Origin of the sequence: Psychrobacter sp. AOP7-C1-14 (genome assembly GCF_052376135.1) — a bacterium.
Lineage (GTDB): Bacteria > Pseudomonadota > Gammaproteobacteria > Pseudomonadales > Moraxellaceae > Psychrobacter.
Genome location: NZ_JBQSVH010000023.1, coordinates 1 through 24,690, shown reverse-complemented (window position 1 = coordinate 24,690; position 24,690 = coordinate 1). Strand labels below are relative to the sequence as shown.

17 protein-coding genes, 1 tRNA gene and 1 pseudogene are annotated in these 24,690 nt (G+C 40.9%); 6 read left to right on the top strand and 13 right to left on the bottom strand.

What is annotated here, in order from left to right:
* Positions 1–452: 452 nt before the first annotated feature.
* Positions 453–881 carry a Cd(II)/Pb(II)-responsive transcriptional regulator gene (cadR, locus tag ACT3QN_RS12270; protein ID WP_444523862.1) on the bottom strand — a complete coding sequence of 143 codons (429 nt, stop codon included), beginning with the start codon at positions 879–881 and terminating at the stop codon, positions 453–455.
* A 164-nt stretch (positions 882–1,045) separates the two neighbouring features.
* Here cadR and ACT3QN_RS12265 point away from each other — a divergent pair, with 164 nt between their 5' ends.
* Positions 1,046–3,238 carry a heavy metal translocating P-type ATPase gene (locus tag ACT3QN_RS12265; protein WP_444523863.1) on the top strand — a complete coding sequence of 731 codons (2,193 nt, stop codon included), beginning with the start codon at positions 1,046–1,048 and terminating at the stop codon, positions 3,236–3,238.
* Between the two features lie 62 nt (positions 3,239–3,300).
* On the opposite strand, the gene ACT3QN_RS12260 is transcribed toward ACT3QN_RS12265, so the two are convergent.
* A complete protein-coding gene (locus tag ACT3QN_RS12260) occupies positions 3,301–3,729 on the bottom strand; it encodes an MgtC/SapB family protein (RefSeq protein WP_444520574.1) in 429 nt (142 codons plus the stop codon).
* A gap of 330 nt (positions 3,730–4,059) precedes the next feature.
* On the opposite strand from ACT3QN_RS12260, the pseudogene ACT3QN_RS12255 reads away from it, so the two are divergent.
* Positions 4,060–4,331, top strand: a pseudogene (locus ACT3QN_RS12255) (transposase); the annotation flags it as partial.
* A gap of 218 nt (positions 4,332–4,549) precedes the next feature.
* Here ACT3QN_RS12255 and ACT3QN_RS12250 read toward each other — a convergent pair.
* Entirely contained in the window at positions 4,550–5,941 is a 1,392-nt protein-coding gene (locus tag ACT3QN_RS12250; protein WP_444523866.1) for a GntP family permease, read from the bottom strand.
* A 917-nt stretch (positions 5,942–6,858) separates the two neighbouring features.
* Positions 6,859–7,500: an NAD(P)-dependent oxidoreductase gene (locus ACT3QN_RS12245; protein WP_444523864.1), complete on the bottom strand. Its 642-nt coding sequence runs from the start codon at positions 7,498–7,500 to the stop codon at positions 6,859–6,861.
* Between the two features lie 258 nt (positions 7,501–7,758).
* Here ACT3QN_RS12245 and ACT3QN_RS12240 point away from each other — a divergent pair, with 258 nt between their 5' ends.
* Positions 7,759–8,187, top strand: a complete 429-nt coding sequence (locus ACT3QN_RS12240; RefSeq protein WP_444523865.1) for an Rrf2 family transcriptional regulator — start codon at positions 7,759–7,761, stop codon at positions 8,185–8,187.
* Positions 8,188–8,855: 668 nt separating this feature from the next.
* Here the strand turns inward: ACT3QN_RS12240 and ACT3QN_RS12235 are convergent.
* Positions 8,856–8,926: transfer RNA gene (locus tag ACT3QN_RS12235), tRNA-Ser, on the bottom strand.
* Between the two features lie 203 nt (positions 8,927–9,129).
* On the opposite strand from ACT3QN_RS12235, the gene ACT3QN_RS12230 reads away from it, so the two are divergent.
* From ACT3QN_RS12230 to ACT3QN_RS12220, 3 genes are all read left to right on the top strand, one after another.
* Positions 9,130–9,426 carry an IS630 transposase-related protein gene (locus tag ACT3QN_RS12230; protein ID WP_444523908.1) on the top strand — a complete coding sequence of 99 codons (297 nt, stop codon included), beginning with the start codon at positions 9,130–9,132 and terminating at the stop codon, positions 9,424–9,426.
* A complete protein-coding gene (locus tag ACT3QN_RS12225) occupies positions 9,353–9,925 on the top strand; it encodes an IS630 family transposase (protein ID WP_444523909.1) in 573 nt (190 codons plus the stop codon). The genes ACT3QN_RS12230 and ACT3QN_RS12225 overlap by 74 nt, the downstream gene beginning before the upstream one ends.
* A 100-nt stretch (positions 9,926–10,025) precedes the next feature.
* Positions 10,026–10,835, top strand: a complete 810-nt coding sequence (locus tag ACT3QN_RS12220; RefSeq protein ID WP_444523910.1) for a tryptophan-rich sensory protein — start codon at positions 10,026–10,028, stop codon at positions 10,833–10,835.
* A 115-nt stretch (positions 10,836–10,950) separates the two neighbouring features.
* Here the strand turns inward: ACT3QN_RS12220 and ACT3QN_RS12215 are convergent, their stop codons facing one another.
* The 8 genes from ACT3QN_RS12215 to ACT3QN_RS12180 form a co-directional block, all read right to left on the bottom strand.
* Positions 10,951–11,328: a MerR family transcriptional regulator gene (locus ACT3QN_RS12215; RefSeq protein WP_444523911.1), complete on the bottom strand. Its 378-nt coding sequence runs from the start codon at positions 11,326–11,328 to the stop codon at positions 10,951–10,953.
* 381 nt (positions 11,329–11,709) lie between these two features.
* Entirely contained in the window at positions 11,710–12,483 is a 774-nt protein-coding gene (locus tag ACT3QN_RS12210) for an STAS/SEC14 domain-containing protein (RefSeq protein ID WP_444520581.1), read from the bottom strand.
* Positions 12,484–12,620: 137 nt separating this feature from the next.
* Positions 12,621–15,713 carry an efflux RND transporter permease subunit gene (locus ACT3QN_RS12205; RefSeq protein WP_444523912.1) on the bottom strand — a complete coding sequence of 1,031 codons (3,093 nt, stop codon included), beginning with the start codon at positions 15,711–15,713 and terminating at the stop codon, positions 12,621–12,623.
* Positions 15,710–16,846: an efflux RND transporter periplasmic adaptor subunit gene (locus ACT3QN_RS12200; RefSeq protein WP_444529257.1), complete on the bottom strand. Its 1,137-nt coding sequence runs from the start codon at positions 16,844–16,846 to the stop codon at positions 15,710–15,712. Before ACT3QN_RS12200 ends, ACT3QN_RS12205 begins: the two co-directional genes overlap by 4 nt.
* A 150-nt stretch (positions 16,847–16,996) precedes the next feature.
* Positions 16,997–17,818, bottom strand: coding sequence for a MipA/OmpV family protein (locus ACT3QN_RS12195; protein WP_444523914.1), 822 nt, complete (start codon positions 17,816–17,818; stop codon positions 16,997–16,999).
* A gap of 98 nt (positions 17,819–17,916) precedes the next feature.
* On the bottom strand, positions 17,917–18,567 hold the full coding sequence (locus tag ACT3QN_RS12190; protein WP_444523915.1) for a TetR/AcrR family transcriptional regulator: 651 nt from the start codon (positions 18,565–18,567) through the stop codon (positions 17,917–17,919).
* 270 nt (positions 18,568–18,837) lie between these two features.
* Positions 18,838–22,176: a tyrosine-type recombinase/integrase gene (locus ACT3QN_RS12185; RefSeq protein WP_444523916.1), complete on the bottom strand. Its 3,339-nt coding sequence runs from the start codon at positions 22,174–22,176 to the stop codon at positions 18,838–18,840.
* A partial coding sequence (locus ACT3QN_RS12180; protein WP_444523917.1) for a hypothetical protein occupies positions 22,163–24,690 on the bottom strand: 2,528 nt, incomplete at its 5' end. The genes ACT3QN_RS12180 and ACT3QN_RS12185, both read right to left, overlap by 14 nt.

The window sequence follows — 24,690 nt, the reverse complement described above, 5'->3', positions numbered from 1 at the left end:
CTGCCAACGATAGGCAGTTAACTAACAGTGGATGGTCTAGCTTATTGAAAATTTGCAGGAATTTGACATGACTGTTTAAGATGTCATATAGCTGAAGGGATCAGGTTCTAGAGTTTTAAAATCAACTTTGAGTGATAGTTTGAATAAAAAATAGCGAGTCTAGATCTAGTCAGAGTGGCGAAGAGCAAACGTTATATAGAAGGGTAGGTTTTAGAGTCGATTTGTTTTTATTTGTGAATGTGACTCTATACATTTGGCACAGTTGAACAGAGAGAGAATAGGAGATAGCGCGAAGTCTGTTTGCGATATTGATATAACTGAACACATACAGCATCCCTGAGCACACGAATAATCGTATGCTATTAAATGGTAGCAAAATAGTTAATAGGTAGTGGAGACGTTATATATAACGATAAAAAAGTACTAATTACTTGTATCCATACAGACAATATTTAATATGCTTCATGTAGGTTTTCATGACAGGAATTGTCAGCAAGGGCGTCCAATATGCCACATGACTTCGCTGGAGTTTCACTATCGCATTTCTTCCGTAAAACACTCAGATGTTTTTTTAACTGTTTCAGCTCTTTTATACGTGTTTCCACAGCCTGAATATGTTCATCTAACAGGTCATCTACATCACCGCAGCCTCTGCTAGGTTCTTCCCAGTACTTAAGTAACGTTCGTACTTCATCCAATGTCATATCGAGTGTGCGACAGTGCAAAATAAACTGTAGGCGCTCAATATGACTTTCGCGATACAAGCGATAATTCCCTTCGCTACGGAAAGGCTCTGGTAATAGCTTCTCTTTTTCATAATAGCGAATGGTCTCTACTGTTGCACCCGTACGTTTAGCGAGCTCTCCGATTTTTATTAGCATAGCTTTCTCAACGTTATCTTAAAATTAAAACATTAAAGCAACTATAAGGTTTGGTATTACGAAAATCAAGTTTATACAGCCATATAAAAGTGGCCTTGACTCTGAAGCCACTAGAGGGTTCACAATACGTTATCAAATGAATTCTTATAATGAGGCAGTTGTTTATGCAATATCATATTGAAGGTATGGACTGTGCCAGTTGTGTCAGAAAGATTGAAACTGCACTAGCACGTATGCCGGGTGTTTCTGACATACAGCTTAATTTTGCTACTGAAAAGTTAGAGCTATCGCTTGCCCCTGATTCAGATACTCAGTACCGCGATATCGAAAAGACCATCAAGCGTCTGGGATTTGGTATATCTGCCACTACTGATCAAGCAAATGCAGCAGATAACGATAGTGACAATCAATTGAATACGCAGCAACAGCGTTGGTGGCAAACTAAAAAAGGTAAGCAGGTAATTGGTCTCGGCGTATTGATGAGCGTTGCCTACACGCTAGCACTAATCTTTCCTGATTACGGCACGTGGGTATTTGCTATTGCCGTCATTGTGGGTGTTTTCCCCTTCGCTCGAAAGTCTGTAGTTCTAGCGATGACTGGTAGTCCTTTTTCGATTGAAATGTTGATGTCTATCGCGGCAATTGGCGCGCTTATCATTGGTGAAGCTGAAGAGGCGGCGGCGGTTGTCTTTTTGTTCTCTGTCGGTGAATTGTTAGAAAGTGTGGCGGCTGATCGTGCCCGTGCTGGCATCAGAGCACTGGCATCATTGGTTCCCAAAACTGCGATTCTACTTGATGCACAAGGCAGGCAGCATACCGTTCCTGTAGGCTCGTTGCAGGTCGATGACTTGGTATTGGTACGTCCTGGAGATAAAGTATCTGCTGATGGTGTTATTGTTCAAGGTAACTCTAGTCTAGATGATTCTCCAGTAACGGGCGAATCAATACCCGTTGCCAAGGCGATAGGTAATACGGTATTTGCAGGGTCCATCAATGTGGATGGAGCGCTGCAAATTCGTGTACAAAAGACAGCTGCTGACAATACCATTGCACGCATTATCAATCTGGTAGAGCAGGCGCAAGCCTCTAAAGCCCCTACGGCGCGTTTCATTGAAAAGTTTAGTCGTTATTACACCCCAGCGGTGATGGCTATTGCTGCACTGGTTATCCTTGTTCCGCCGCTAGCGATGGGAGGTGAATGGTCGACGTGGCTATATCGTGGTTTTGCACTATTGCTAATCGCGTGTCCTTGCGCGCTGGTACTATCCACTCCAGCAGCCATCGCGTCAGGGTTGGCTGTCGGTACACGTCGCGGATTGCTGATCAAAGGTGGCAGCGCTTTAGAGACTATGGGTCGTGTGAATGTCGTCGCTTTTGATAAGACGGGCACATTAACTGAAGGTAAGCCTCGAGTTACCGACGTTATTGCCTTTACACAGAAACGCCCAGACCAAAAATACATAGGATCTGAGAAACAGAGTGAGCTGCTGGCACTGTTTGCTAGCGTTGAATCCGCCTCTAGCCATCCACTTGCAAAAGCCATTATTGATCATGCTAAAGCCGCTCATATATCTATACCAGTGGCTTCCAAAGCTTATGCTACCGCGGGGAAAGCAGTACACGCAACGGTAGCTGGGCGTCCTCTAGCCATTGGGTCACCAGTTTACGTAATTGATGAAGGTCTGCTGTCAACCGACCAACAGGCAGACATTGAAGTATTGCAAAAGGAAGGCAAGACTGTCTCAGTTTTGTTCGATGAGCAAAGCGGTGAAGTGCTTGGATTGATAGCGCTACGAGATGAGTTGCGGGATGATGCTCAAGAAGGAGTGGCCCAGCTCAAAGCGATGGGTGTGCATTCCATGATGCTGACAGGTGACAACTATCTGACCGCTCAGGCTCTTGCTAGTCACTTAAATATAGAGTGCGAAGCTGAACTCTTACCTGAAGACAAACTACACTTGCTCAATGAGAGGAAAGGTAATAGCAAGGTAGCGATGATTGGCGATGGTATTAATGATGCGCCAGCATTAGCAACAGCAGACGTGGGCATTGCCATGGGAGGCGGGACGGATGTTGCTATCGAAACAGCCGATATTGCACTATTGAAAAGCCGTGTTACAGACGTGGCTCATCTCATTGCATTGTCGCGTGCAACCATGGCTAACATACATCAAAATGTGGTTTTTGCTCTAGGATTAAAGGCCGTGTTTCTGATCACTACTTTACTAGGTATTACCGGACTATGGATTGCTGTGATAGCGGACACTGGTGCAACGATACTAGTGACTCTCAATGCTTTGCGCCTGCTAAGGTTCAAAGGAGCTCAACCACTAAACGCTCTGTCCAAAACAAAGTAAGTATGAAGTTCTTGTTAAAATGGCGGTTTGATTCTCTGTTGCTATAACTAAGAGTTATGTCGTTAAGGTTTTGGTTTAAAAGGTTTTGAGAATTGTAGGATTAAAAAACCAACAACTGACAAGATGATGGCAATCTCATAGCGACCATAAGCCACTGATATTCCAATGGCAGCTGTATTCCACAATCCAGCCGCAGTAGCAGTACCCTTCGCGCCATCTTCATTCTTGAAGATGGCGCCACCACCAATAAAACCCATTCCAGTGATTATGCCGTACATAATTCTAGCCTCAGCATCGGCCTCTTGGTAAATATCCATGCCAACTAGCATGAAAGCACACGAGGCTATTGTCACCAAAGGAAAAGTCCTTAAACCTGCACCATTATCTGCAAGTTCACGGTTGAGAGCGATTGGTAGTGACAATATAAAAGCAATACCTAATTGGAAGGCATGATATAGCAGAACATTTAGACTAATATCGAAGTTAAACATAGTGGTAACTCATAAAGTATGGATGCCATGACTTACTTTAGAAAAATGTGGTAATACAGCGTCAACGTAGAAGGTGTTTGAACAGCCTGTAATAAGTATCAAGGTTTTAATAGTCTAATATCAGTCGTTCCACTATAGCAATCTACAATTGTGTTAGATATTGATAGAGGTCGATCGCGACTTAGTTACCATAACTTTTTTAAGCAATCTAGAGTTGATTAAATAGTTATGAGTATAAGTTGATGTAAGCAAGAGTTTCTTCTATTGAGCTGTGCTGAAAAAACTGTACAAGTAAATTCGGTAAGCTAAGCATATTCACAGCATTTTATCATGACCAACGAAATCAAAACCTACAGTGCAGAATTCAAAGCCGAAACCGAAGTTGTCAAAAATATAGCAGATAATAATGGCGATATTTCAGCTACTGCAAGGCAACTTGGCATCGCTATGTAAATACTATCGAACTGGCATAAAAAGCCAATCAAAACAAGCTTGGACGGACTGAGTAGTACGGTCTATAGTTTATGGCCGTGATGGAAGAGAGCAAGCGCCTCAAACGACAGATAAGAGTTACCGAGAAAGAACGAGGAATATTGAATGAGTAGGGATAGGGCGAAGTGCTACTTCGCCCGGACGCAAGATGAGAGCTATGCTCGCAGTGAAACGAACATTCAAAAGATTTTAGGCTATAGACAGCTAAAGTAGGTGCGGTTTGACTTTCATTGTCGGGCTGCGTAACTAAAACTTCCAAGTTTAACTCTACGGAATTGATTGCAAGGCTAAACAACCCCTTCTATAGTTCAGATACTGGTCTGTCTTTCTAAAAAGACCCAAATATAGTGCCGAGTATGATAACAAGAATGAGAGCAATTAAAGGAATGATCACAGCAGTAGCAAATATGTCTTTGTAGGACTCTCTATGGGTCAAACCACAGATAGTTAGCATTGTTATTATTGCCCCATTATGTGGTAATGAATCCAAACCGCCAGAGGCCAAAGAAGCAATACGATGCATTAATTCGGGGTCAATATTATATTGTTCCGCCAGTTGCATATAGCTTGCACCCATAATTTCTAGCGCTATCCCCAATCCACCTGAAGCTGATCCAGTAATACCAGCTAAAACGTTGACCATAATCGCTTCTGATATAAGAGGGTTTCCAGGTGAAATGCCCATAAGAGATTGTTTGATAATAGCGAAACCTGCAAGAGTGGCAATCACAGAGCCATAGCCTACTTCTGAAGCTGTATTAAAAATAGGTAGTAAAGATCCGGTGGCACCTTTGTTTAGGCTTTCTGCCACACTATCTATTCTTTTGAAACTCGAAGCAATAACAAACACACAAGCTAAGAATAACGATAAAATAATGGCCCAAATACCAATAACTGAACTTAACGCTACACCACCAAACTTTTCGTCAGCTAAGTAACTATTGTTCCATAACGGTATTATAATTTTTGAAAAAGCGTAGTTGCCTATTATCACAATGAGAATAGGAGACAATGCGAGCCAAAAATTGGGTATATCGATACCTGAGTGAGGCTCTTTTTCATTTAACGTATGATTTCCATAACCTTCATTATTTGCACTCGCAATACGCGTTTGGCGATTCATCCACAACATACCTCCGCCTAGCATAACTATCGAGGCAATAATTCCTAAACCAGGAGCTGCAAACGCATCGGTCTCAAAATAAGGCATCGGTATAACATTATGAATAGCAGGTGAACCAGGTAGTGCGGTCATGGTCAAGGTTAGAGCGCCAATACAGATGGCTCCGGGTATCAGTCTTTTAGGTATGTTTGTTTGCTTAAATAGGGCGGCAGCAATGGGATATATTGCGAAAGTAACGACAAAGGCTGATACACCTCCATACGTCAAGATTGAACAGGCTAAGACTACGGCCAACAAAGCATGTTTGTCTCCCAGCTTATCCACTATGTTACGTGCGATGCTATAGGCGTAACCAGAATCTTCCATCAACTTGCCAAAAATAGCACCTAAGATAAATAGCGGGAAATATTTCACAGCAAAGCCACCAAGCCCCTGCATAAATACTTCAGTATAAATACCCATGGTTTGACTACTATCGCCACTTAAAACAACAGCTAAAATAGCGAGTAAGGGCGCCAAGACTAATACGCTGACACCTCTATAGGCAAAATATATTAAGAGTGACAAAGACAAAAAAATAGCAAAAATGCTCATAATTTCAATTTCCTTCCATGGAAAAATACGCTGTAAAATTAAACTCTGCTCGTAAGATAATGCTTCTGATAAACAGAATTTAGTCTAGTTATTATTTGATAAAACTTTCTCAGAAGTTGCTATTTAGACGGGAAAATGTCGTAGCGAATGACGAAAAAATGAAAGTACTTCATGTCATAGCGTAAAGGCTCTCTGATAGCTAACTATTCCTCAGACATAGCATTAGGGCTAGTGACTATAATGTTTACAGCGATATATACGACTCGACTTATTCTCGATATAAAAGAGTACTCATAGCATCGAACATATATAACTGGGGCTTTATCATGCAAGTCAATACTGTTTGAGCGGTACTTGAAGAGTTTTAACTTGTAAGAGTTTTAACTGAATTATTGTTCATAGTAGCTATCCTTAGCATGAACGAAATATGACTCATACAACTGCTATAGCAACATGATGTGCAAGCACTAAATGGTTAGGTATTATTTAAATACATCTTCATATAAAACGATACATTATGTATCGAGTTAAAATCTAACAGAGATATAAATAAATATCAACTATTAAACTTTAGCAGTCATTAGATAGTCTCAGTGGTTCACTGTGAAAAATAAGACGTACTATACTGCAGCGATCGTAGAGACGATTTTGATAAACAGATGATGCGATGACAAGTGTGCCATGAGTAGGGGCAAGCGACGCAATAGCCTGGCATTTTCAGAGTCGTTACTTGATGATTAGAGACAACATTATAAATATCAAACCACTTTAATAAAATCTAATAATTAAAAGCTGATTTCATAATCATGACTATGACTCGATGTGAGCAAGTATTTTTCTCTACAGCCCATATTTCACGGACAAAAAAGCCCTAATCTTAAGATTGGGGCTTTTCGAATCTGGTAGGCGTAATCGACTACTTAAGACTCAGAGACCACCGCATAACGCTCGTTACGGTGTTCAGGCTGCTCAATCTCGTCAAGCATAGCAATAGCAAAATCAGCATAGCTGGTATAAGCTTCACCTTTGCTATTTACTAAGGCCACATCGGTACCCGTATCATAACGGCCTGTACGCTTACCTTCTGCATCGAATAGACCGCAAGGGCTGAGATAGGCCCAATTCAAATCTGACGTACTTTGAAGCTCTTCCAAATTTTTGCGCATCTGTAATGCCGTATCTAAGAACTGAGCAGGGAAACCGGCCGATTCATGAACACGCTCGCTGCGACTCTCATCAGTGAACAAGCTACCACCGCTACCGACAACAACAAGGCGAGTATTGGTTTGGCCTTTTAGCGCCTCAATCAATACATGACCTGCGCTTGCGTGTTGCTCTTCCGTACCAAACGTCGCATTAAACGCATTAACCACTACATCGTATGGCGTCAAATCTGTAGTGGTCAACGTAAATATATCTTTTTCGACCACGGCGATCGGACTTTCTTGTGCCAGTTTTTCTGGACTACGAACAATAGCGGTAACACTGTGGCCGCGATCTAAAGCTTCTTGCATAACCAAACGTCCAGCCTGACCTGTAGCACCGATAATTGCAATTTTCATAATATATTCCTATTTATTAATGATGAGTATTGAAATGTTGAGGTTAATATTGAAACCAATATTCAATAATAATTTAACCTGTAACTATTTAAGTTACAGGTATGATAAAATGAAGACTCATTAAAGTCAACTAATAATTTTCATTGGACAACTATTGTCTTTTTATAAATATGTTTAGACCGTAAAATGTTAAAACTAGTGAGTTGCTCAAAATGTTACTCTGTAGATTATTAAATAAACAAGTAGGGAAGAAGCGCTATGTCTATTACGACACGTTTTTCAGTCGGGATTCATATCTTGGCGGTATTGGATATCTATCAAGATGAGGTAACGTCATCAAGCTTTATTGCCTCCAGTGTTAATACCAATCCAGCGGTGATTCGTAAGATCATGAGTCTATTAAAAGCAGCAGGACTGATTCATACACAAGCTGGGGTTGCTGGTGCGCGTTTAACGAAATCACCAGAGCAGATTCCACTATTAGCGGTATATGATGCGGTATATGCAGACAATAAGTCGCAAGCATTGTTTGATGTGCATCAAGATACCAGTGAGCGCTGTTTGGTAGGAATGCATATTCAATCAGCAATTAATCCGATCTTGCATCGGGTAGAAGATGCTTTAAGAGAAGAGCTAAAAGGTTCAACGCTTGCGGATGTGATTCAGCAAATTCGCAGTCAAGAATAGAGGTTTTTGGGACATGATTTATGATTTTTCATAAGAAAGGTTTATAGAAATAATTGTGCTGAATAAATCTTATAAAAGACAACTATAGGTTAGGACTTATAAAATGATTTTAAGCTTAAAATCACAACAGGAATCATTAATACGATAATAATGAACCGCCTCGGGATTGTCGGAGACTTATTTAGTTAGGTCAGCGTTTACCATTACATTGGAATATGTTCCCATAACGGTGGTTGTGGTAAAGGGTTTTGAGACAAAAAACTTAATTCGTAATAGAGAGTTTCTCATCTTTAATCAGCATTATATGCACAAAAAAAACATAGTAGCGGTGAGTGCTGCGACTTGTTCGTTTGATCTCTATGGTCTTAACTAGCAATACCGATATGGATAGCATTTCTCAATTCATCAGATTGCCGCTTAAAGAGAATAAAGAAAAAATACTAAGAAATAGGTTCTAGCCTAGAGTTTAAAGTAGAGGTCAAAAAGAGGATTTTAACTTTAATAGTTTTTAAGGGTCGGTCACGTTTTGGTCACCGTCACTTTTTTGAATGATTTAAATCTGATTGTATACTCATGACTATGAGTCGATGTAAGCAAGTATTTTCCGCTACAGCCGATATTTCACGGACAAAAAAAGCCCCAATCGTGAGATCGGGGCTTTCTAAATTTGGTAGGCATAAGCAGATTCGAACTGCTGACCTCTACCATGTCAAGGTAGATCTACCAAAGTGTATATCCTGACAATATCTTACAAACATTGATATTAATAGCCTGTAAATATTATCCGATTGAATAATCACAATGTAAATTACAATATAATAAAATTTAACTCGTATTTGGGCACTATATTTTTATAGTATTTTTACCTCTACTCAAGCCTCTCTTAGAACAAAAAATATGTGTGTTCGTTGAGAATCTATTCTTATTGCATCTACTATTGTAGTGACCTTTGCTGAAGCTGCTATTTTCTATAATCTCAGCCCAACCACCATACAAAACTGGAAGAAACGTGTTCATAGCAAAACGACAAGGCAAACCAAACCCTATAAAATACCTGATGACCTGCTACTTAATGATGTCAAAGAACATCCTGATGATTACCAGTATGAGCGAGCTCGTCTCTTAAACTGTAGTAAAACAGCAGTTTATCACGCCTTAAAGCGCCTTGGAATCAGTCAAAAAAAAGATCTTGGAACATCCAAAAGCCTGTCCGATAAAAAGAGCGGTATATCAGAGTAAGCTTGATAGCTTTCTGCAGCAAGGCTATCCCATTGTGTATATGGACGAAAGTGGCTTTGAGGCGGAAACCATTCGCCCTTACGGATATGCACTGATAGGCAAACCTTGTATTGATAGTTACAACTGGCAAGCAAGAAAGCACACTAATGTCATTGGTGCTCTTTATGAAAAAATGCTATTTGCGCTTGATTACTTTGAGACCAACATTAATAGCAGCATATTTTATCATTGGTGCAAACACACATTGATCCCAAGTCTTAAAACAAAATGCATGATCGTGATGGACAATGCTAGATTTCATAAGAACAAATGCATTCAAAAACTCCTGAATAGGCATGGCCATCGTATTCTTTGGCTGCCGCCTTACAGTCCTGACCTGAATCCGATCGAAAAGAAATGGGCACAGGTGAAGTTTCTACGCCAAGGCTGGATGCAAAATGACTTATCTAAATTACTTTATGATATTTGTCCTGGCCATAACAGTTCTATTTTGAACTGACTATATTTGTAATGTTTATAATAATTAAAAAAAATGTTGTCATATTTCAGGTTTTCTAGATACTGTTGTCAGTATCATAATATAAAGGGGCGCATAAATAATGATTGAGTCAAACTATAAAAAAGTTACCGTGTGGACAGTTGTCAATTTACTCGTTCTTTTTGCCACTTTAGCAGTCAATTATCTAGGATCGTCTGGATTTTTCAATGGCATGGGGCAGGCGGCTGTCTCAGAGAAATATAAAACGCTTCTTACCCCGAATGGTTTCGCTTTTTCAATTTGGGGCGTCATTTATACTCTTATATTTGCAACACTTGTGACTCTTTTTTTAAAGAGAAAAGATCCAGCAGTCACTAAGATTATTGCACGAATATCTGGGTTGTTCGTTATCAGTAGTTTATTTAACATGGCATGGATCGTCGCTTTTTCTTATGAGAGAGTAGGGCTATCGACTATTTTTATAGTAGGTATATTAGTGTCTCTAATGACTATTGTGCATAGAACCTATAACGCGCGAGTTGGTATGGTATCTACTTTAGCAGGAACCGCTTTTACCCTTTATGCTTCTTGGGTGTTTGTAGCAACTATTTTAAACAATGCTATATTTTTAGTTCAGCAAGGAGTAGATGGCTTTGGTATTTCCAGCTCAGTTTGGACGATTGTAGTATTGATATTTATAGTCGCTGTCGTTGTAGGATACGTAATGCGCTATCGCAATGCAGTCTTTCCTATTGCAGTGGCTTGGGCATATTTTGGTATCCATAGCTCCTACGCTAACGGTTTAATTGCGCCCTCGATGGCATGGATAATTCAGCTAGTTTTACTTTTTGGAATTGCGGTACTTATCGCTTTATCGTGCTATACCTTTGTTAAAAACAGCTATTCTATCTTTCCACCTACTAAAGCATAATAATTTTTTGCTGCTATTATGTGTGACAAAGCTCCATCACCCTATAAAACAATAATGGAAATTTTTAGCTGGTTATTTTATTAGTAGCCTTTTTCGGAGCAGGTCTACTAGTGTCTTATTTCATTTGTTTGAGACTCTTTTGATAAGCACTGAGCTGATCGATAATGCTTAACAAGTTAGCTTGTTGCTGTTTTGCTTGAGCAATCTTTTTGGAAATTACATCCATTTGCTTATCAATATCGAGAGTGCCATCGTAATAATCATTCAACCAGACTTTGAGTTCGTTAAGATTAAAACCGACAGCTTGTGCATTTTTGATCAGGTCGATACGCTCGACACATTCCGGATGAAACTCAGTGTATAGACGTGAACCTGCTTGGCGCTTTCGGGATCTTAGTAAGCCCATATCATGATAATGGCGCACAGTGTCTTTGGTAGTATTGGCTTGTAAGGCTAAACGACCTATTAGTAAATATGACGTGTCAGCTATCATGGAATTACCTATAGAAAGTAGAGGTGATGCTCTTTAAACTAGATGTAAAAATGTTGGTTATATTAAGCAGATAATCAACCAATACCAAACAGTATCCTTATAGCCCATAATATAATGAACGCCGTCAAAATACTGGTTATAATCACAAAAGCCCACGTAGTTTTAGCGTGTTTCCTCATCATTTAATCGTGTTCCAAGTCATATCAATAGAATATAAGAGCATTAATTTTTAACATATGAGAGCATATCAAAACGTTTTTAACGTAAGTATGTAAGTGTCTCGTTGAGCCAATATTATTAGTTCGACTTACAAATAGAGCAGCTCTTCTTTTGAAGAGCTGTCCAGTAAAAGCAAATATGTCAGTTATCGTTCTATAAAGGCTATTTCACCAGCTCAGCATCAAGCCAAGCAAGCGCCTCATTTTCCTGATCGGCAGTAAAGGTTTTGATGTCCACTTGTGGAAATACTGGATTTGCCGTTTCAACGATTTTGTTTATCCAGTTAGGTGCGCCAACGATGGCGTAACGCTCGACTTTATTCATCGCATCAATTTTCATTGACAGTAAACCGCTACTTTGTATAAGAATAGAGGGATCGAAACCATCGAAATTTTTCATTCGAGCCATCAATCTTACTTTGTCATGACCGCTAAGAAATTTCTCAAGTTTTTTCGTAATGCTCGGCATCTCATTTGCAGACAACACGCCATCAATCTCAAAAGCAAGCACGTCATCTTTGTTGGTAGGCAAGAAGCGGATAGCCCCTTCTTTACTTACAGGCTGCTCAATCTTTTCTGCTGCCCAGCTCAAAGCTTCTTCTTTTTTACTCGAAGGAAATACTTTCATCTCTATGGTAGGAAAAAACCGATCTGTTACTGAAATGACGGCTTCTGGCCATTCTTTGTCAGATATAAAAGCACATTTATTAAGCTGCTTGATATGACTAAAAAGCTCCATATCCGCTTTAGTGCCTTCTACTATCGAATTTGCAGTCATGTCGGTGAGGTTTGTAATATCGACGTAGAGGCCAATGTGGTCATAGGCTTCTAGTTTCTTTTCAAGAACCTTGCGATACTCTTGTAGACCTTCACCCGTTAGTGTGCCATCAAGAGATAGCGCGATCACATGGTCTGGAGCAGTTATTTGTTTTAACATAATTTCATCCTTATATTATATTTATCAACTTTCAAGTTTTGCAAAACCTCGCGGACGCTTCTCAATAGCTGTCTGCTAAAGGTTTTGACTATAAACGCTCAAGTGAGCGAATGCTTTTACTAAGTAGAATATTACTCCTACTCATTGTTTGCTTTTTTTGCGGCGGCTGCTTCCAGGTCAGTCTTTTCTGGCAGCACAACCAATTTAGCCAATTTTGGCTTCATCCATATTTCAAAATCTTCAATCAACTCATATACCACTGGTACTAATACGAGCGATAGCAATGTCGAGCTGATGAGTCCGCCTATAACCGCAATGGCCATAGGCGCACGAAACTCTGACCCTTCGCCCAGTGCTAGGGCAGTAGGAACCATCCCTGCAGCCATTGCTATCGTTGTCATCACAATTGGACGCGCACGTTCACGGCAAGCCGAGAGTAATGCTTCTCTTTGTGAAGCGCCTTTATTTTCAGCTTCGATGGTAAATTCGACTAATAAGATGGAGTTTTTAGCTGCTAGACCCATAAGCATTAATAAGCCAATCAAGGCCGATAGATCAAGCGAACTACCTGCTATCAATAGACCTAAAAAGGCACCTGCTAGTGATAAAGGTAATGCCGCCAAGATTGTAATTGGCTTAAAGAAACTTTTGAATAACAACACCATTACTCCGTAGATCAAACCAATACCAGCAAGAATTGCAAAGCCAAAGCTAGCAAAAAGCTCATTCATGGTCTCACTCTCACCAAAAGCTGGTTGAGTCACGTCAGATGGCAAATTCTTAAGAGCTTCTAACTCGTTAACGGCAGCCGTCGCCTCTCCTAAGGTGACACCATTGAGCTGTGCCTCAATCGTTGCACGGCGTTTACGATCATAGCGGTCAATGCGTGACGCTCCAGGCTGAAAGCTGATATCAGCAACTGCCGACAAGGGCACCGAGGTACCATTGGATGTTGGTATCTCTAGATTTCCGATTGTTGTTAAGTCTGTACGGGCACTATCAGGCAAACGCACTCGAATAGGTAGGCGCTGATCACCAGTATTGAATTTTGCAGTATTAGAATCTACATCGCCGAGAGTGGCGACCCGAATAATCGAGCCAAGCGTGCTAGAGGTTATACCTAGACGAGCTGCTTCAGAAGGCTTAGGTGTTATGATCAGCTCAGAGCTTGGTCTGGGTGTGACTTGGTGCACGTTGCTAAGCTCATTAAGACCTCGCATTTCGCGTTCAAGCTTGAGAGCCGACTCAGACAGTGCATCGGCATTCTCACTGGCTAAGACAATTTGTAGCGTCGTACTACCGCCGCCACCTGCCTGACCAAACCCAATACGTACGTCGGGGACACTTAGTAATAAAGCATCTAATGAACTTTGGAAAGACTGGGTCGATTGAGATCTATCCTCGTTAAGAAGTACAGTTGCTTGTCCAGAGCCCACATCTCCATTATTCGAACTTGAGCCGATAGAGGTAAATACTGCTTTGACATCACTTAGATCCAGTAGTTTGTCTGTTAAGACGTTATTACTACGGCGCATGTCCTCTAAGGTGGCACCAGGTGCGCCTTCTATTGAGAGTTGCACGATACCGTTGTCTTGTGGTGGCGTCACGCCAGTTGGTAGTAATGTGGCTAAAAAGACAGAGCCTCCGAGTAATATTCCTGCTAGTCCAAGTGATGTCCAGCGGTATACAAGTGCAAGATCAAGCACTCTACGATAGAGACCTTTAAAAGGTTTTGGTTTGTGTGGTTTTGTCGATGGTTTCAACAAATATGCCGCCATTAATGGAGTCAATAAGCGTGCCACTAATAGCGAGAACAATACTGAAATAGCGACGGTAAAACCAAACTCTTTAAAAAACTGCCCAGCGAAACCACCCATCAAGGATACTGGCAAAAATACGACAACAATCGTTGCTGTCGTCGCCACAACCGCGAGTCCAATTTCATCAGCACCTACTAACGATGCTTCATATGGACTTTGACCTGTTTCAATACGTTTTTGAATATTCTCGACTTCAACGATAGCATCATCAACCAAAATACCGATGACCAATGTCAAAGCGAGTAGGGTGATCATGTTTAAGCTAAAACCCATCCAGCTCATTACTGCAAAAGTAGGGATGAGAGAAATGGGCATTGCTGCAGCAGCAATTAAGGTTGCACGCCAATTGCGTAAAAACAAAAATACCACGATAGCAGCAAGCAACATGCCTTCTATTAAAGCACTTAAAGTCGCCGTAAAGCTATTTTGGGTACTGGTTGCTGTTGACACAATGCGCTCAAATGTCACATCAGGATAGTCTTCTGCTAATTGCTTGGTCGCATTAGCAATTGCTTCTGCAACCGCTACATCAGAAGCGGCTTTGGTTTTTTTAACTTGGAAACCGACAACTGATTGTCCGTTTAGTGAGGCGAAACCGCGTCTTTCGGCTGGGCCACTAGAAACGGTAGCAATATCAGATAACTGAACGGTGTTGCCACTGACACTAGGAATAACCAAATCGTTTAATGCTTGTACAGACTCAGCAGCACCCAATACGCGTACGGTTTGTTCTCGTTCACCGATTTCAGAGCGTCCACCAGGTACGTCAGTACTTGACGTACGTAATGCATCGTTAATATTGGGCGCTGTCAAACCTAATGCTTGAAGGCGACTGGGATCGAGTGTGACGTTAATCTCTCGGTTAACACCACCCACCAGATCAACTTGTGCCACCCCTTCTTGTGTAATCAAATCGCGTGCAACTGTATCTTCCACAAACCAGCTTAGCTCGACATCGGTCATGGTTTCAGTAGATACGGCATAGGTAACGATAGGTGCCGAGTCAACATCAAAGCGTTGTACAATAGGCTCTTCAATACTGTTAGGAAGGCTGCTTCTGATACGATCAATGGCTGAACGGACTTCATCTGTTGCTTCTTGTGGATCTTCGCCAATTTCAAACTCGATAGTACTTGATGAAACACCCTGTGTGACAACGGACTGCACATGTTTGACACCAGAAACATTAGACACTGCGGCTTCAACGGTTCGGGTAATCTGAGTTTCAACTTCGCTTGCTGCTGCGCCTGACAGTGTCACGTTTACCTGCACAATTGGAAATGAAACGTCTGGATAAAGTTTAATAGGTAGCGCGCGATAACCGCTCATTCCTGCAATAATGAGTACAATAAACAAAAGGGCAACTGGTATCGGGTTACGAATTGCCCATGCTGAAATGCGCAAATTCATGAATTCACCTTTGTGTCTGAGTCAGTATTGTCAGATATATCATCAGGTGTACTTGCTTTGCTAATTGGTTTAACTGGGTCGCCATCAAGTAAGAAAGCGCCGCCCCCTAATGCGACACGGGTACCTACCGCTGGTCCTGTTTTTACTTCAACAAAACCATCATTTCGAGCACCCGTCTCGATTGCGACGCGACGCGCTAGGTTGTTGTCATCAATAACAATTAATAACGAACCGCTGGCCTCAAACTGCACCGCTTTTTCAGGTACTGCAGGAACTGGTGTAGAGACTTGCCCAAAAACAACTTTTGCATAACCACCGGCTCTTAGTTCAGGGTGAGTCAAAAGTTGCACCCGCACACGACCAAGTTTCGTTTGTGGATCAATGCGAGGGGATAGTAGTCTTACCTTACCTTGTAACTCAGTGCCTGAGGGCAATATTACTGTTGCTTCTTGACCAACAGTAATAGTAGCAAGGTCATCTTCCGGTACTTCTGCATCCATTTCGATCAAACTATTACTAGCAAGGCGAAACATTGGTTGAGATTGACCTGAAACATCGCCAAGGCGTACTTGACGCTCAAGCACGAATCCATCAACTGGAGCACGTATTTCCATACGTTGCTTCTGTGTTTGTAATTCATTCAGCTGGGCCTGAGCGACATCAACACCAGCCTCTGCATTCTCTGCTTTGGCAACTCTAGTAGCGATCTCTTCCTCCGAAAAGGCACCTATATCTTCGTAACCTTTAAGACGATCAGACTCAGCACGTGACTGGTTTGCAGTGGTTTTTGCTTGAGAAAGATTGGCTTCAGCTTGAGCAATCTTAGCTAACAGTAGACTTGGATCTAGGCGCGCCAACACTTCGTTTTTTTTAACGGTTGCCCCCTCATCAACCAATAATTCGGAAACTCGATAACCTGATATCTCGGAACCAACAGCTACTTCTTCACGTGGCAACAGTAATCCAGAAGCAGTCACGCTTCCCGTCATAGGGCGCAGAATTATAGAGTCTACGCTAACTGTTCTTGTACCTAGTTCTTTAGTATTGGTTTCAGGGGCATTTTCTTCTTTTGAACACCCTATCAGGAGGATCATCACGAAACTGAAGGGTAGAATCCAGTATTTAATATTCATTGTAATTCTCTATATATTGCAGCGTAACAAGGCACACTCTATTGATTACCTTGTGGTACTTATGGAAGCTTTACTAAGCTTTAAGGCACACCAAACTGAGATATTATTTGTTGCCGTATACACTATGTCCGTTAGATAATAAATTGATTATTAAAATTTATAACCGACACTTGCACCTATTAGACCACCCGTATCTGACGTCGTAATAGGACTATCCGCTGCTTCACTACCTAACTGATAAATCCCTGCATTTAGCGTTGAAAATACGTTTGGAGTAAATGTGTGTACCCAAGAAGCCCCTAGACCATAGCGTCTGATACCGGAGCTCACCTCATACTCGTCTAGACCAGAGCGGCTCGACTGTACTGGAGAAACACCGAAGTAAGCTTCCATTACTTCTTGATCAGACCAGTCTATAGACGCTTCAAAATTAATAATATCCTTCGTATTAAGAGGTAGCGTATAACCAGCACCTAGTTTGATCTGAGCACCGTTAGCATCGCCGCCTAAGCTGTGTTTGACAGTACTGTTCAAAGAAAATGGTTGTAAATTCCAACGTGCAAAAGCTCCAAGAGTAGCACTAGGGTCAATATCACCAAGACCTTCTAAACGCTCATTGTCACTTTCTTCACGTCCGAACTGATAAGAGAGGACAGGACCAAAAGACAAGTTCTCTTTGCTTGAGAGGTCATAACCTATACCACCTAGGGCCCCTGCAAAGAAACGTCCATTACGGTAACTGATCACTGGTAAAGCACTGACCTTATAATCCTCTGATCCCTCATACTCTGGTACGTAAGCTACACCTGCACCAAGGGTAAAAATTGATTTAGAATCATTTTTCTTGACTAATTCTGCTTCAGCATTAGCGGTAGTAGTCATACCTAAAGTTGTTATCATCACTAGCATAGTTAGTGGTGCATTGACGAAATAGTAAGGTGAGGTTTTGACGGTGTTTGTATGAGGGTTCATGATTATTTTCTCTTAATACTAATGGTCTATATGTGACTGTCAGTCACCAATGAATAAAAAAATTCTATAAGTTATATCAGTACAAAATCAAAACTGTTCTAGCAGTTTTGATTAGTTGTAGGGATAGGTAAGTTGTGATGAACCAGGCCAGCTATCATAAAACTAGTGACTTCCTCTAAGTGCTCTTCATGATCAATGTCGCCAAGATAACCACTCCAAATAAGCTGTATCGAACCCCAAAATATAGATTGAAGTCCAAATATCAATAAATGAATAGGTTTGTTTGCAAATAAGCCTTGCTCTATACCTTCAGTCATCAGCTGATAAGTATAGCTACCGACTTGTAATTCAGCGTCCTGCATATCGCTAAGTAGTTGACTAGGCAGTTGCGAGCGAAACTCAGCTCGACTACAAAACATAAAGACCCGATGTAGTTCTTTGCTAGAGAGATGTATCTCCCATGCTACCTTTATGTAGCAACGCAATCGGTCAAGTACGGGTAAGGAAGTATCGATAAGATTTATCTCGCTAGCTATATGCTTTTGAAAACGAATGGCAAGCCGTACATAGATCTCACTCTTACTCTCAAAATGTTTATAAATAGTGCCTTTACCAACTTCAGATTTTTGCGCAATCTGCTCAACCGTAACCTGTTCCCAGTCATCTGATTCAAATAAGCTCAAAGCTGCATCTAGAATTTCTTGACCACGGTTCTCAAACTCACGGAGTTTGCGCTCTTGAATTCCCATATATATTGCCCAATTGTTTCTGTGACTGTTGGTCATATTATAGACTGATAGTCATGATTACAAATTTTTTAATGTACTAAGTAGTTATTTTTTCTATTAACCAAATAGTTTGAATAGCTCGATACATACACTTTGGAGCACACCACTAGTATATCAGCAATTCAAATTCCGATATTATTAGACTACAGTGTAATCTTTAAGCTCCTATTACAGGATCATCCATTGTTCCCATAACGGGTCTTATGACAAATGACTTTGGATACAAAAAACTTAACTCACAATAGATAGCTTTTCATCTGTAATCAGCATCATATGTACAAAAAACCGTAGTAGCGGCGAGTATTGCCATTTATTCGTTTGCTCTCTATGGTCTTGACTAGCAATACCGATATGGAAAGCATTTTTCGACTCATTAGATTGCTGCTTAATGTCTTGATAGTCAGTAGATGACATGGTTTTCATCAATAAAGCTTCGTTGCTACTCACCAGCCAACGTTTCAAAGGCAGCAGTTTCTTAGCGATATCAATGAACCGCTGCAACTCTTTCTCATTTTCTTTTCTAAATGGTAGGTGTGCTCTGCTAACAGACAGTTTTTCACGACATATCTCAATAAACCAAGTCCAGTCAGTTCCTGACTTTTCTCGTAGACGGTAGGCATTACTTAGCAAAAGCGATAGCAATCTTAAGTCACTTTGGTATTGAATGTTCAGTGGACTTAAGACAGTAGTTTCTGAGTCTATGAACTTTACAAAGCGAGGTTTACCACGTTTGGTAGTGATGTTGGCAACCTCGCTCGCACGTTCTATTAGAACCTTTGCATCGTGAATAGAAATATTTGCTAACTGGGCTGCTTTACTTAAAGGCATCTCTTTATCATAGGTCTGTAGTAGCAGCTGTACTCGGTTTAGACCATAACGACCAAACAATTCATCAGTGACTGGCGTATTGGTACTCAAGAGAAATTGCTTATCACGGCTTTCGACCGTAAATTTCGGTGACTTGCGTTTGCCCTCTACGATATTTTTAAATAAAAGTGTACGAATACTAGGTATGCTGACGCTACTATTATGGACAGTCGCATTATTTTCCTTAAGCTTTTTATTAGTGAAATCTGTTATGTTATACAGCGTTCGATTTGGCAGTTTTATATCTGCTTTACTAAGCGCATAGGTCGCCATCAGCGTGGCAAAATGGTTGTAATACTCAAAGCTCCGCTCAGGCGATAAGTGCCCCATAATACCTGATAGAGCGTACCAACGATCTTGTCCCTTGATATGCTCCCCGAGTAGGCCTTCTTTTATACGCAGTACGTCGCTTTCGTCATAATCGGTGAGGGCTTCTACGAGATCTGAATGGCCTACTAGCACCAGAGATAGGTTACTCACTGCCGTATGCCTAAACCCATGAAAGGTATGCTCTGTAACATTATCATCTACCGAAATGTCTTTTAAGACTCGTTTGAGTAATTGTAAAGGAACATGGTCATCAATAGGACGTTGATCTGATGATAAGGTAAAGATAAATTTGTTTGAACTATCGCCAATATTACTCTGCACAAAGTTAATAAAAAAACTTAGCTCATCAGGTTTGAGGAGGGCAAATAAGGGAACGCGGCGAATACTACTTTGAGTCTTAGTTGGACGATAGCTGCTGGGCCTGATTACCACTGATGGTAAAGCTGTTTTCAAGCCTTCGAGATCGTTATACTTAAGTCCCAGCAGCTCTTTTTTGCGCATGCCAGTACGATAGACTAAGATAAATAAAAGCGCGAACATCTCTCGCTCCAATATATCTACAGAACCCAGTATCTGTATGATAATGGCTTGGTACGCTTGCGGTGATATCAGCTCTGCACGTACACGCCGACCATTTTTGGTATGTTGGAAGTTCACGGAGGGTAGGTTGTATTTGCTCTTAGCAAAGTTGTGCATACTCTTCAATAAATTGGCAGAATATACAATGTCAGTATTATTACGTACGACAGCTTTATACTCTAAAATATCTTCATAGAGCTCTTCAAACTCTTCCTCTGACCAAATATCAAGCGGCTGCGCTGTCGTGAAATATAACCATTCATAGCCTATAGTTTTAATATATTTTAAAATAGACTCATTACTAAGCGATTTTATCTCTTTTCGATTGAGTAAACTTAGTACCCAATCTAATAAAATTTTTTCACTTAAGTCATCGTATTGTTCATAGCGTTTTTGTACTCTTTCGATAAGAGTAGGCGGCTTTTTGCTGGTTTTTTTCTGTTTCTGTTTTTTATCTATTTTGAAGTCTTTAGTCAGATTCATAATTAAATCAGACTTTCTAACCTCTATCTTTTTGGTAGAACTACTACTAGATGTCTCGTTTTGATTAACAGAGTTTTTGCTGATAGACAGCGTCAAAATATGTTCTAGATCATACGGATCCTCTTTATACTGATATGTTTGGTTCAAAAACCGACCAAAGTCCTGCGTACTCAGTCCTGCAGTATTATGCATACCTCGCAGTACGCCAACTGAAGCATGATCTATATCAGCACCTTCTAGCTCCTCCCAGTAATAACTGGCGTAATATAAAAATCTTGAAAAGGGAAGTGGCTTAATACCCAAAGGCTTGATCACGTTAGATAAAGCCACGGTCAAATATTGTTTTATCTTATCTTCTGACAGCTTGGCAATGATATGTGTAGTCTCTGCTGGACTGCTGCTTTTATGGTAACGCATCAGCCAACACTGACTGACCATATCTACAACGATTTGCTTGGTGTTATAAAGCTGGTCACTTTCTTCTTCTCGTTCGTTACCAAAGCGCTTTTGTACAAAGCGCGGCGAGACCATTATCCTTTCTTTGATGAATGGCTGATATTCTTTGGTGAGCAATGAGATAAGCCACCCTTGAAGCATTTGTATCTCGTTGATGCCACCATATACAATTCCTGAGAATATCAGCCAGCCTATAATCTGATCTTGGCTATAATCGGCTGTTTGCTTCCAATTATGCTCTACTGCGCGAATAATTTTGACCAGCGCCTTACCGTCTTTTAACCAAGCTGTATTTGTAATTAGTGGATTGATTTTAGTAGGCTGTGGCGCGATTATCTTAGGATAGTGATGCTCAGCAAGCATATGGTACTTGTTTTGATAGTCAACAAACTTAACGACGACTTGCCAGACATGTTTGAGTGTTCTAGATGACTCGTAAGCTTTTGCAATTTTGTTTTCAATGATTGACTGAAACTCATCAAATCCTTCTTGAGACAATGGTTCCAGTTGCTTATAAAGCGCTCCCTGAAACTGGCTTAAAGATTGACTCCAAGATAGCCATGACAAATCAAAATAATCGCTAGAGCTTGGCGAAAATGAAAAGATGCGTTCATTGGGCCAAAGTGCTTGTTGATAATATTTACTGAAAGACTTTATGAATCCGATCCTTCCAGGATGAATCTTTTTCAACGACTCCCATTCGGTTTGTAAGTCGGCGAGTAGCTGTATCTCACGTGTCCTTGCCGTGTCACTGTCTTTGAGTATAGATGGGTAAGGCACGTAGCGCTTTTTCCTACCATCAAACTTTGCTAAGCCATCAATAATTTTTGGCAGCTGTATTTCATTTATTAGCATGGTCAACCTCTGCAGTGCTTGTGCCAACATGATTTGAATTAGGGTAATGGTTGATTGTGATATCTGATAACCCAAGCTGTGCTGCGATCTTTTCAAACACGGACGCCACACGCTTAATATCTGCTTTACTACTTGATGAGAAGCGCCCCAATACTTCTTGACGAGCTTTTTCGTGACCAATAACCGTGTTAATCAGCGATAAGGAAACGCCAAGCTTTTCAAGCTGCGTACGAACAAAGTGGCGTGTCCAGTAGGGATTGGCGTCAATGATGTGCTTCGTCATATGATAAGCATCGCCACGCTTAATGTCTTTAAGAGTAGGGGAGTTAGCAGTAGGAGCTCGCTCATACAACAGCTTTAATAGTGCTTCATCATTACCCAAACGGATATTGTCAATGATAGCGCTGATGTCATGATAATCTTGGTGCTTTGCCTGATAATTAATCAAATACGCTCTATAGTCTGTTAGATGGCGTATAAGTGTGGGGCATAGCGGAATGAGACGATCACTTTTGACCTTCTTAACAGGCTTGTCATTGATGAGCAGCCAACCCATATCAAGATCGATATCGTACATCTTGCCAAGACCGTTGTTTGGTCGCACGCCGGTTAAAAGGCAAAAGACAAACCATACAAAAATACTGGTTCTGTTAAAGTGCTCCTCATCATTTGAACTTTGATCGGTCCAGTACTTCATCTCATTTATGATGTCGCAAACTGTTTCAATCTTCAACGCAAACCCTGATCCCACTGTATATTTGCGCCAAGCGGTGATATAAGTTAGGTCAAAATTGCTACTGCTATTAAATATGCTCAGTGCTGATTTATAGTGATCCATAAGTGCTTCGCTAGTGTGGCTACTATAGTACATCGCAGGAGCATGGGACGCAGGCGTGCGACAGATGATATCAGCGATATGCGCATGACAATCAGGTGTATAACGAGAGAGCACGACATGTAGTGCGGTCTCTATACGATTGACGGACAGGTAAGGCAATCCAAGGCTGCTACGTAAGGTGGCAAGATAAGCCGTAAAATCTTCTTTTAATGGCAACTCACAAGCAAGTAAATCATCTATCAGCCACAACGGCAGTGGAACTTTGATGGTATCAAAAGTATTTTCATAATCATTTTCGAGCAATGTTTGGCTTGTGGACTTTTCGGTAATACCTAAGCTGTGTTCAATGTAATACTTTTTACCTTTAATTTTGAAAATATCAGGATGACCGATATAGCCAGGTATTAGTAAGGATTTAACTGGCAGTCCAGTAATCATAGATAACAGTAAAATACCCGCACAGGTTTTATCAGTCTCTGTTTCTGGTAAGGTGCTGGCGTCTTGGTTGAGCGCAGCAAATAACGCTTGGTAGCCGGCAAGAGAGAGTAAGCGCGTGTTAGAGTTAAGCGCGAGATTGCGCTGAGACATATAGTTTTGCTGTAGCGATAAATCTATAGTTTGGAGCGGTATAGAGTGTTTGATTAACGGGTTTGGATATTCGCCATAGCTGACATAGGGTGCCTCATGGTGGTCAATACGCTCTTCAAAGCTGGTGGTTAACCCTTCATGGCTTTCAGTATTAGCGTCTAAAAATGCAAGATCTATGGCGATAGCGCTGTGTTCTATATCATCACGTGTGTTACTCCATGTATCATTGCTAGGCGTGGTATTCCAGTTGTGACTCGTTGCAGTAGAGTCTAAGGGTAATCTCGATGTTTTATCTGCTAAGTTGATGGCTATAATTTTAATATGTTTAGGCGGTTTCTTATACTTAGGTCTAGGCTTGCGTGACGTATGCGCATTTTTATAGGCGGTCGTTATTTTTTCTATTTGGCTCAGTTTATCTTTTGCCACTTTCTTTTCTTCGGTATGAGTAGCTTGCTGATCATTTAACAATTCATATGCACTTTTTTGCTGCTCTAATAGAACAGTGAAAATGGTGAGTATGCTTTCCACACTCATGGTCATTTGAGGTAAATCAGGTAGTTCACGCCAAATCCATGTTCGTCTAGAAGATCCTGAAAACTGCGCCTGTTTGAATTGCATTAGTATATTTTTGGTTTGCTGTTTTGGCCAGTGCTGCGTCAGCATCACACTGGTGTGCATTGCTATGGCTAGCCAAATTAACCGTTTCTGTAGGTAGTCATGCTGATGTTCATTGATAGAATGTTGCATAAGAATGAGCAATTGCATGATGAGTGGTTTTTTTGCTAATTCTGATTTACTAATAGTCATAGAAAGCCGAGGGACTGGCCTTCTTTGTAATACCTGTAATATTAATCTCAGTAGGTTTTGAGGATTATCATCTGGCTGTCTATAGCTATTGTGTACTGCTAGAGTGATCTCAGATATGGCAGTCGATACTGCTTCTAGATATATAAAATTCTGGTCATTATCAATTTTTTCAATGTTTTCTGTTAATGCTTGCAGATTAAGCCCACGCTCTTCATGATTATTCTCAGCATTCTCAGCATTCTCAGCATTCTCAGCATTCTCAGCATTCTCAGCATTCTCAG

Coding starts and splice junctions, on each gene's coding strand:
- cadR (WP_444523862.1), bottom strand. CDS start 881: ATGCTAATAAAAATCGGAGAGCTCGCTAAACGTACGGGTGCAACAGTA.
- ACT3QN_RS12265 (WP_444523863.1), top strand. CDS start 1,046: ATGCAATATCATATTGAAGGTATGGACTGTGCCAGTTGTGTCAGAAAG.
- ACT3QN_RS12260 (WP_444520574.1), bottom strand. CDS start 3,729: ATGTTTAACTTCGATATTAGTCTAAATGTTCTGCTATATCATGCCTTC.
- ACT3QN_RS12245 (WP_444523864.1), bottom strand. CDS start 7,500: ATGAAAATTGCAATTATCGGTGCTACAGGTCAGGCTGGACGTTTGGTT.
- ACT3QN_RS12240 (WP_444523865.1), top strand. CDS start 7,759: ATGTCTATTACGACACGTTTTTCAGTCGGGATTCATATCTTGGCGGTA.
- ACT3QN_RS12220 (WP_444523910.1), top strand. CDS start 10,026: ATGATTGAGTCAAACTATAAAAAAGTTACCGTGTGGACAGTTGTCAAT.
- ACT3QN_RS12215 (WP_444523911.1), bottom strand. CDS start 11,328: ATGATAGCTGACACGTCATATTTACTAATAGGTCGTTTAGCCTTACAA.
- ACT3QN_RS12210 (WP_444520581.1), bottom strand. CDS start 12,483: ATGTTAAAACAAATAACTGCTCCAGACCATGTGATCGCGCTATCTCTT.
- ACT3QN_RS12205 (WP_444523912.1), bottom strand. CDS start 15,713: ATGAATTTGCGCATTTCAGCATGGGCAATTCGTAACCCGATACCAGTT.
- ACT3QN_RS12200 (WP_444529257.1), bottom strand. CDS start 16,846: ATGAATATTAAATACTGGATTCTACCCTTCAGTTTCGTGATGATCCTC.
- ACT3QN_RS12195 (WP_444523914.1), bottom strand. CDS start 17,818: ATGAACCCTCATACAAACACCGTCAAAACCTCACCTTACTATTTCGTC.
- ACT3QN_RS12190 (WP_444523915.1), bottom strand. CDS start 18,567: ATGGGAATTCAAGAGCGCAAACTCCGTGAGTTTGAGAACCGTGGTCAA.
- ACT3QN_RS12185 (WP_444523916.1), bottom strand. CDS start 22,176: ATGCTAATAAATGAAATACAGCTGCCAAAAATTATTGATGGCTTAGCA.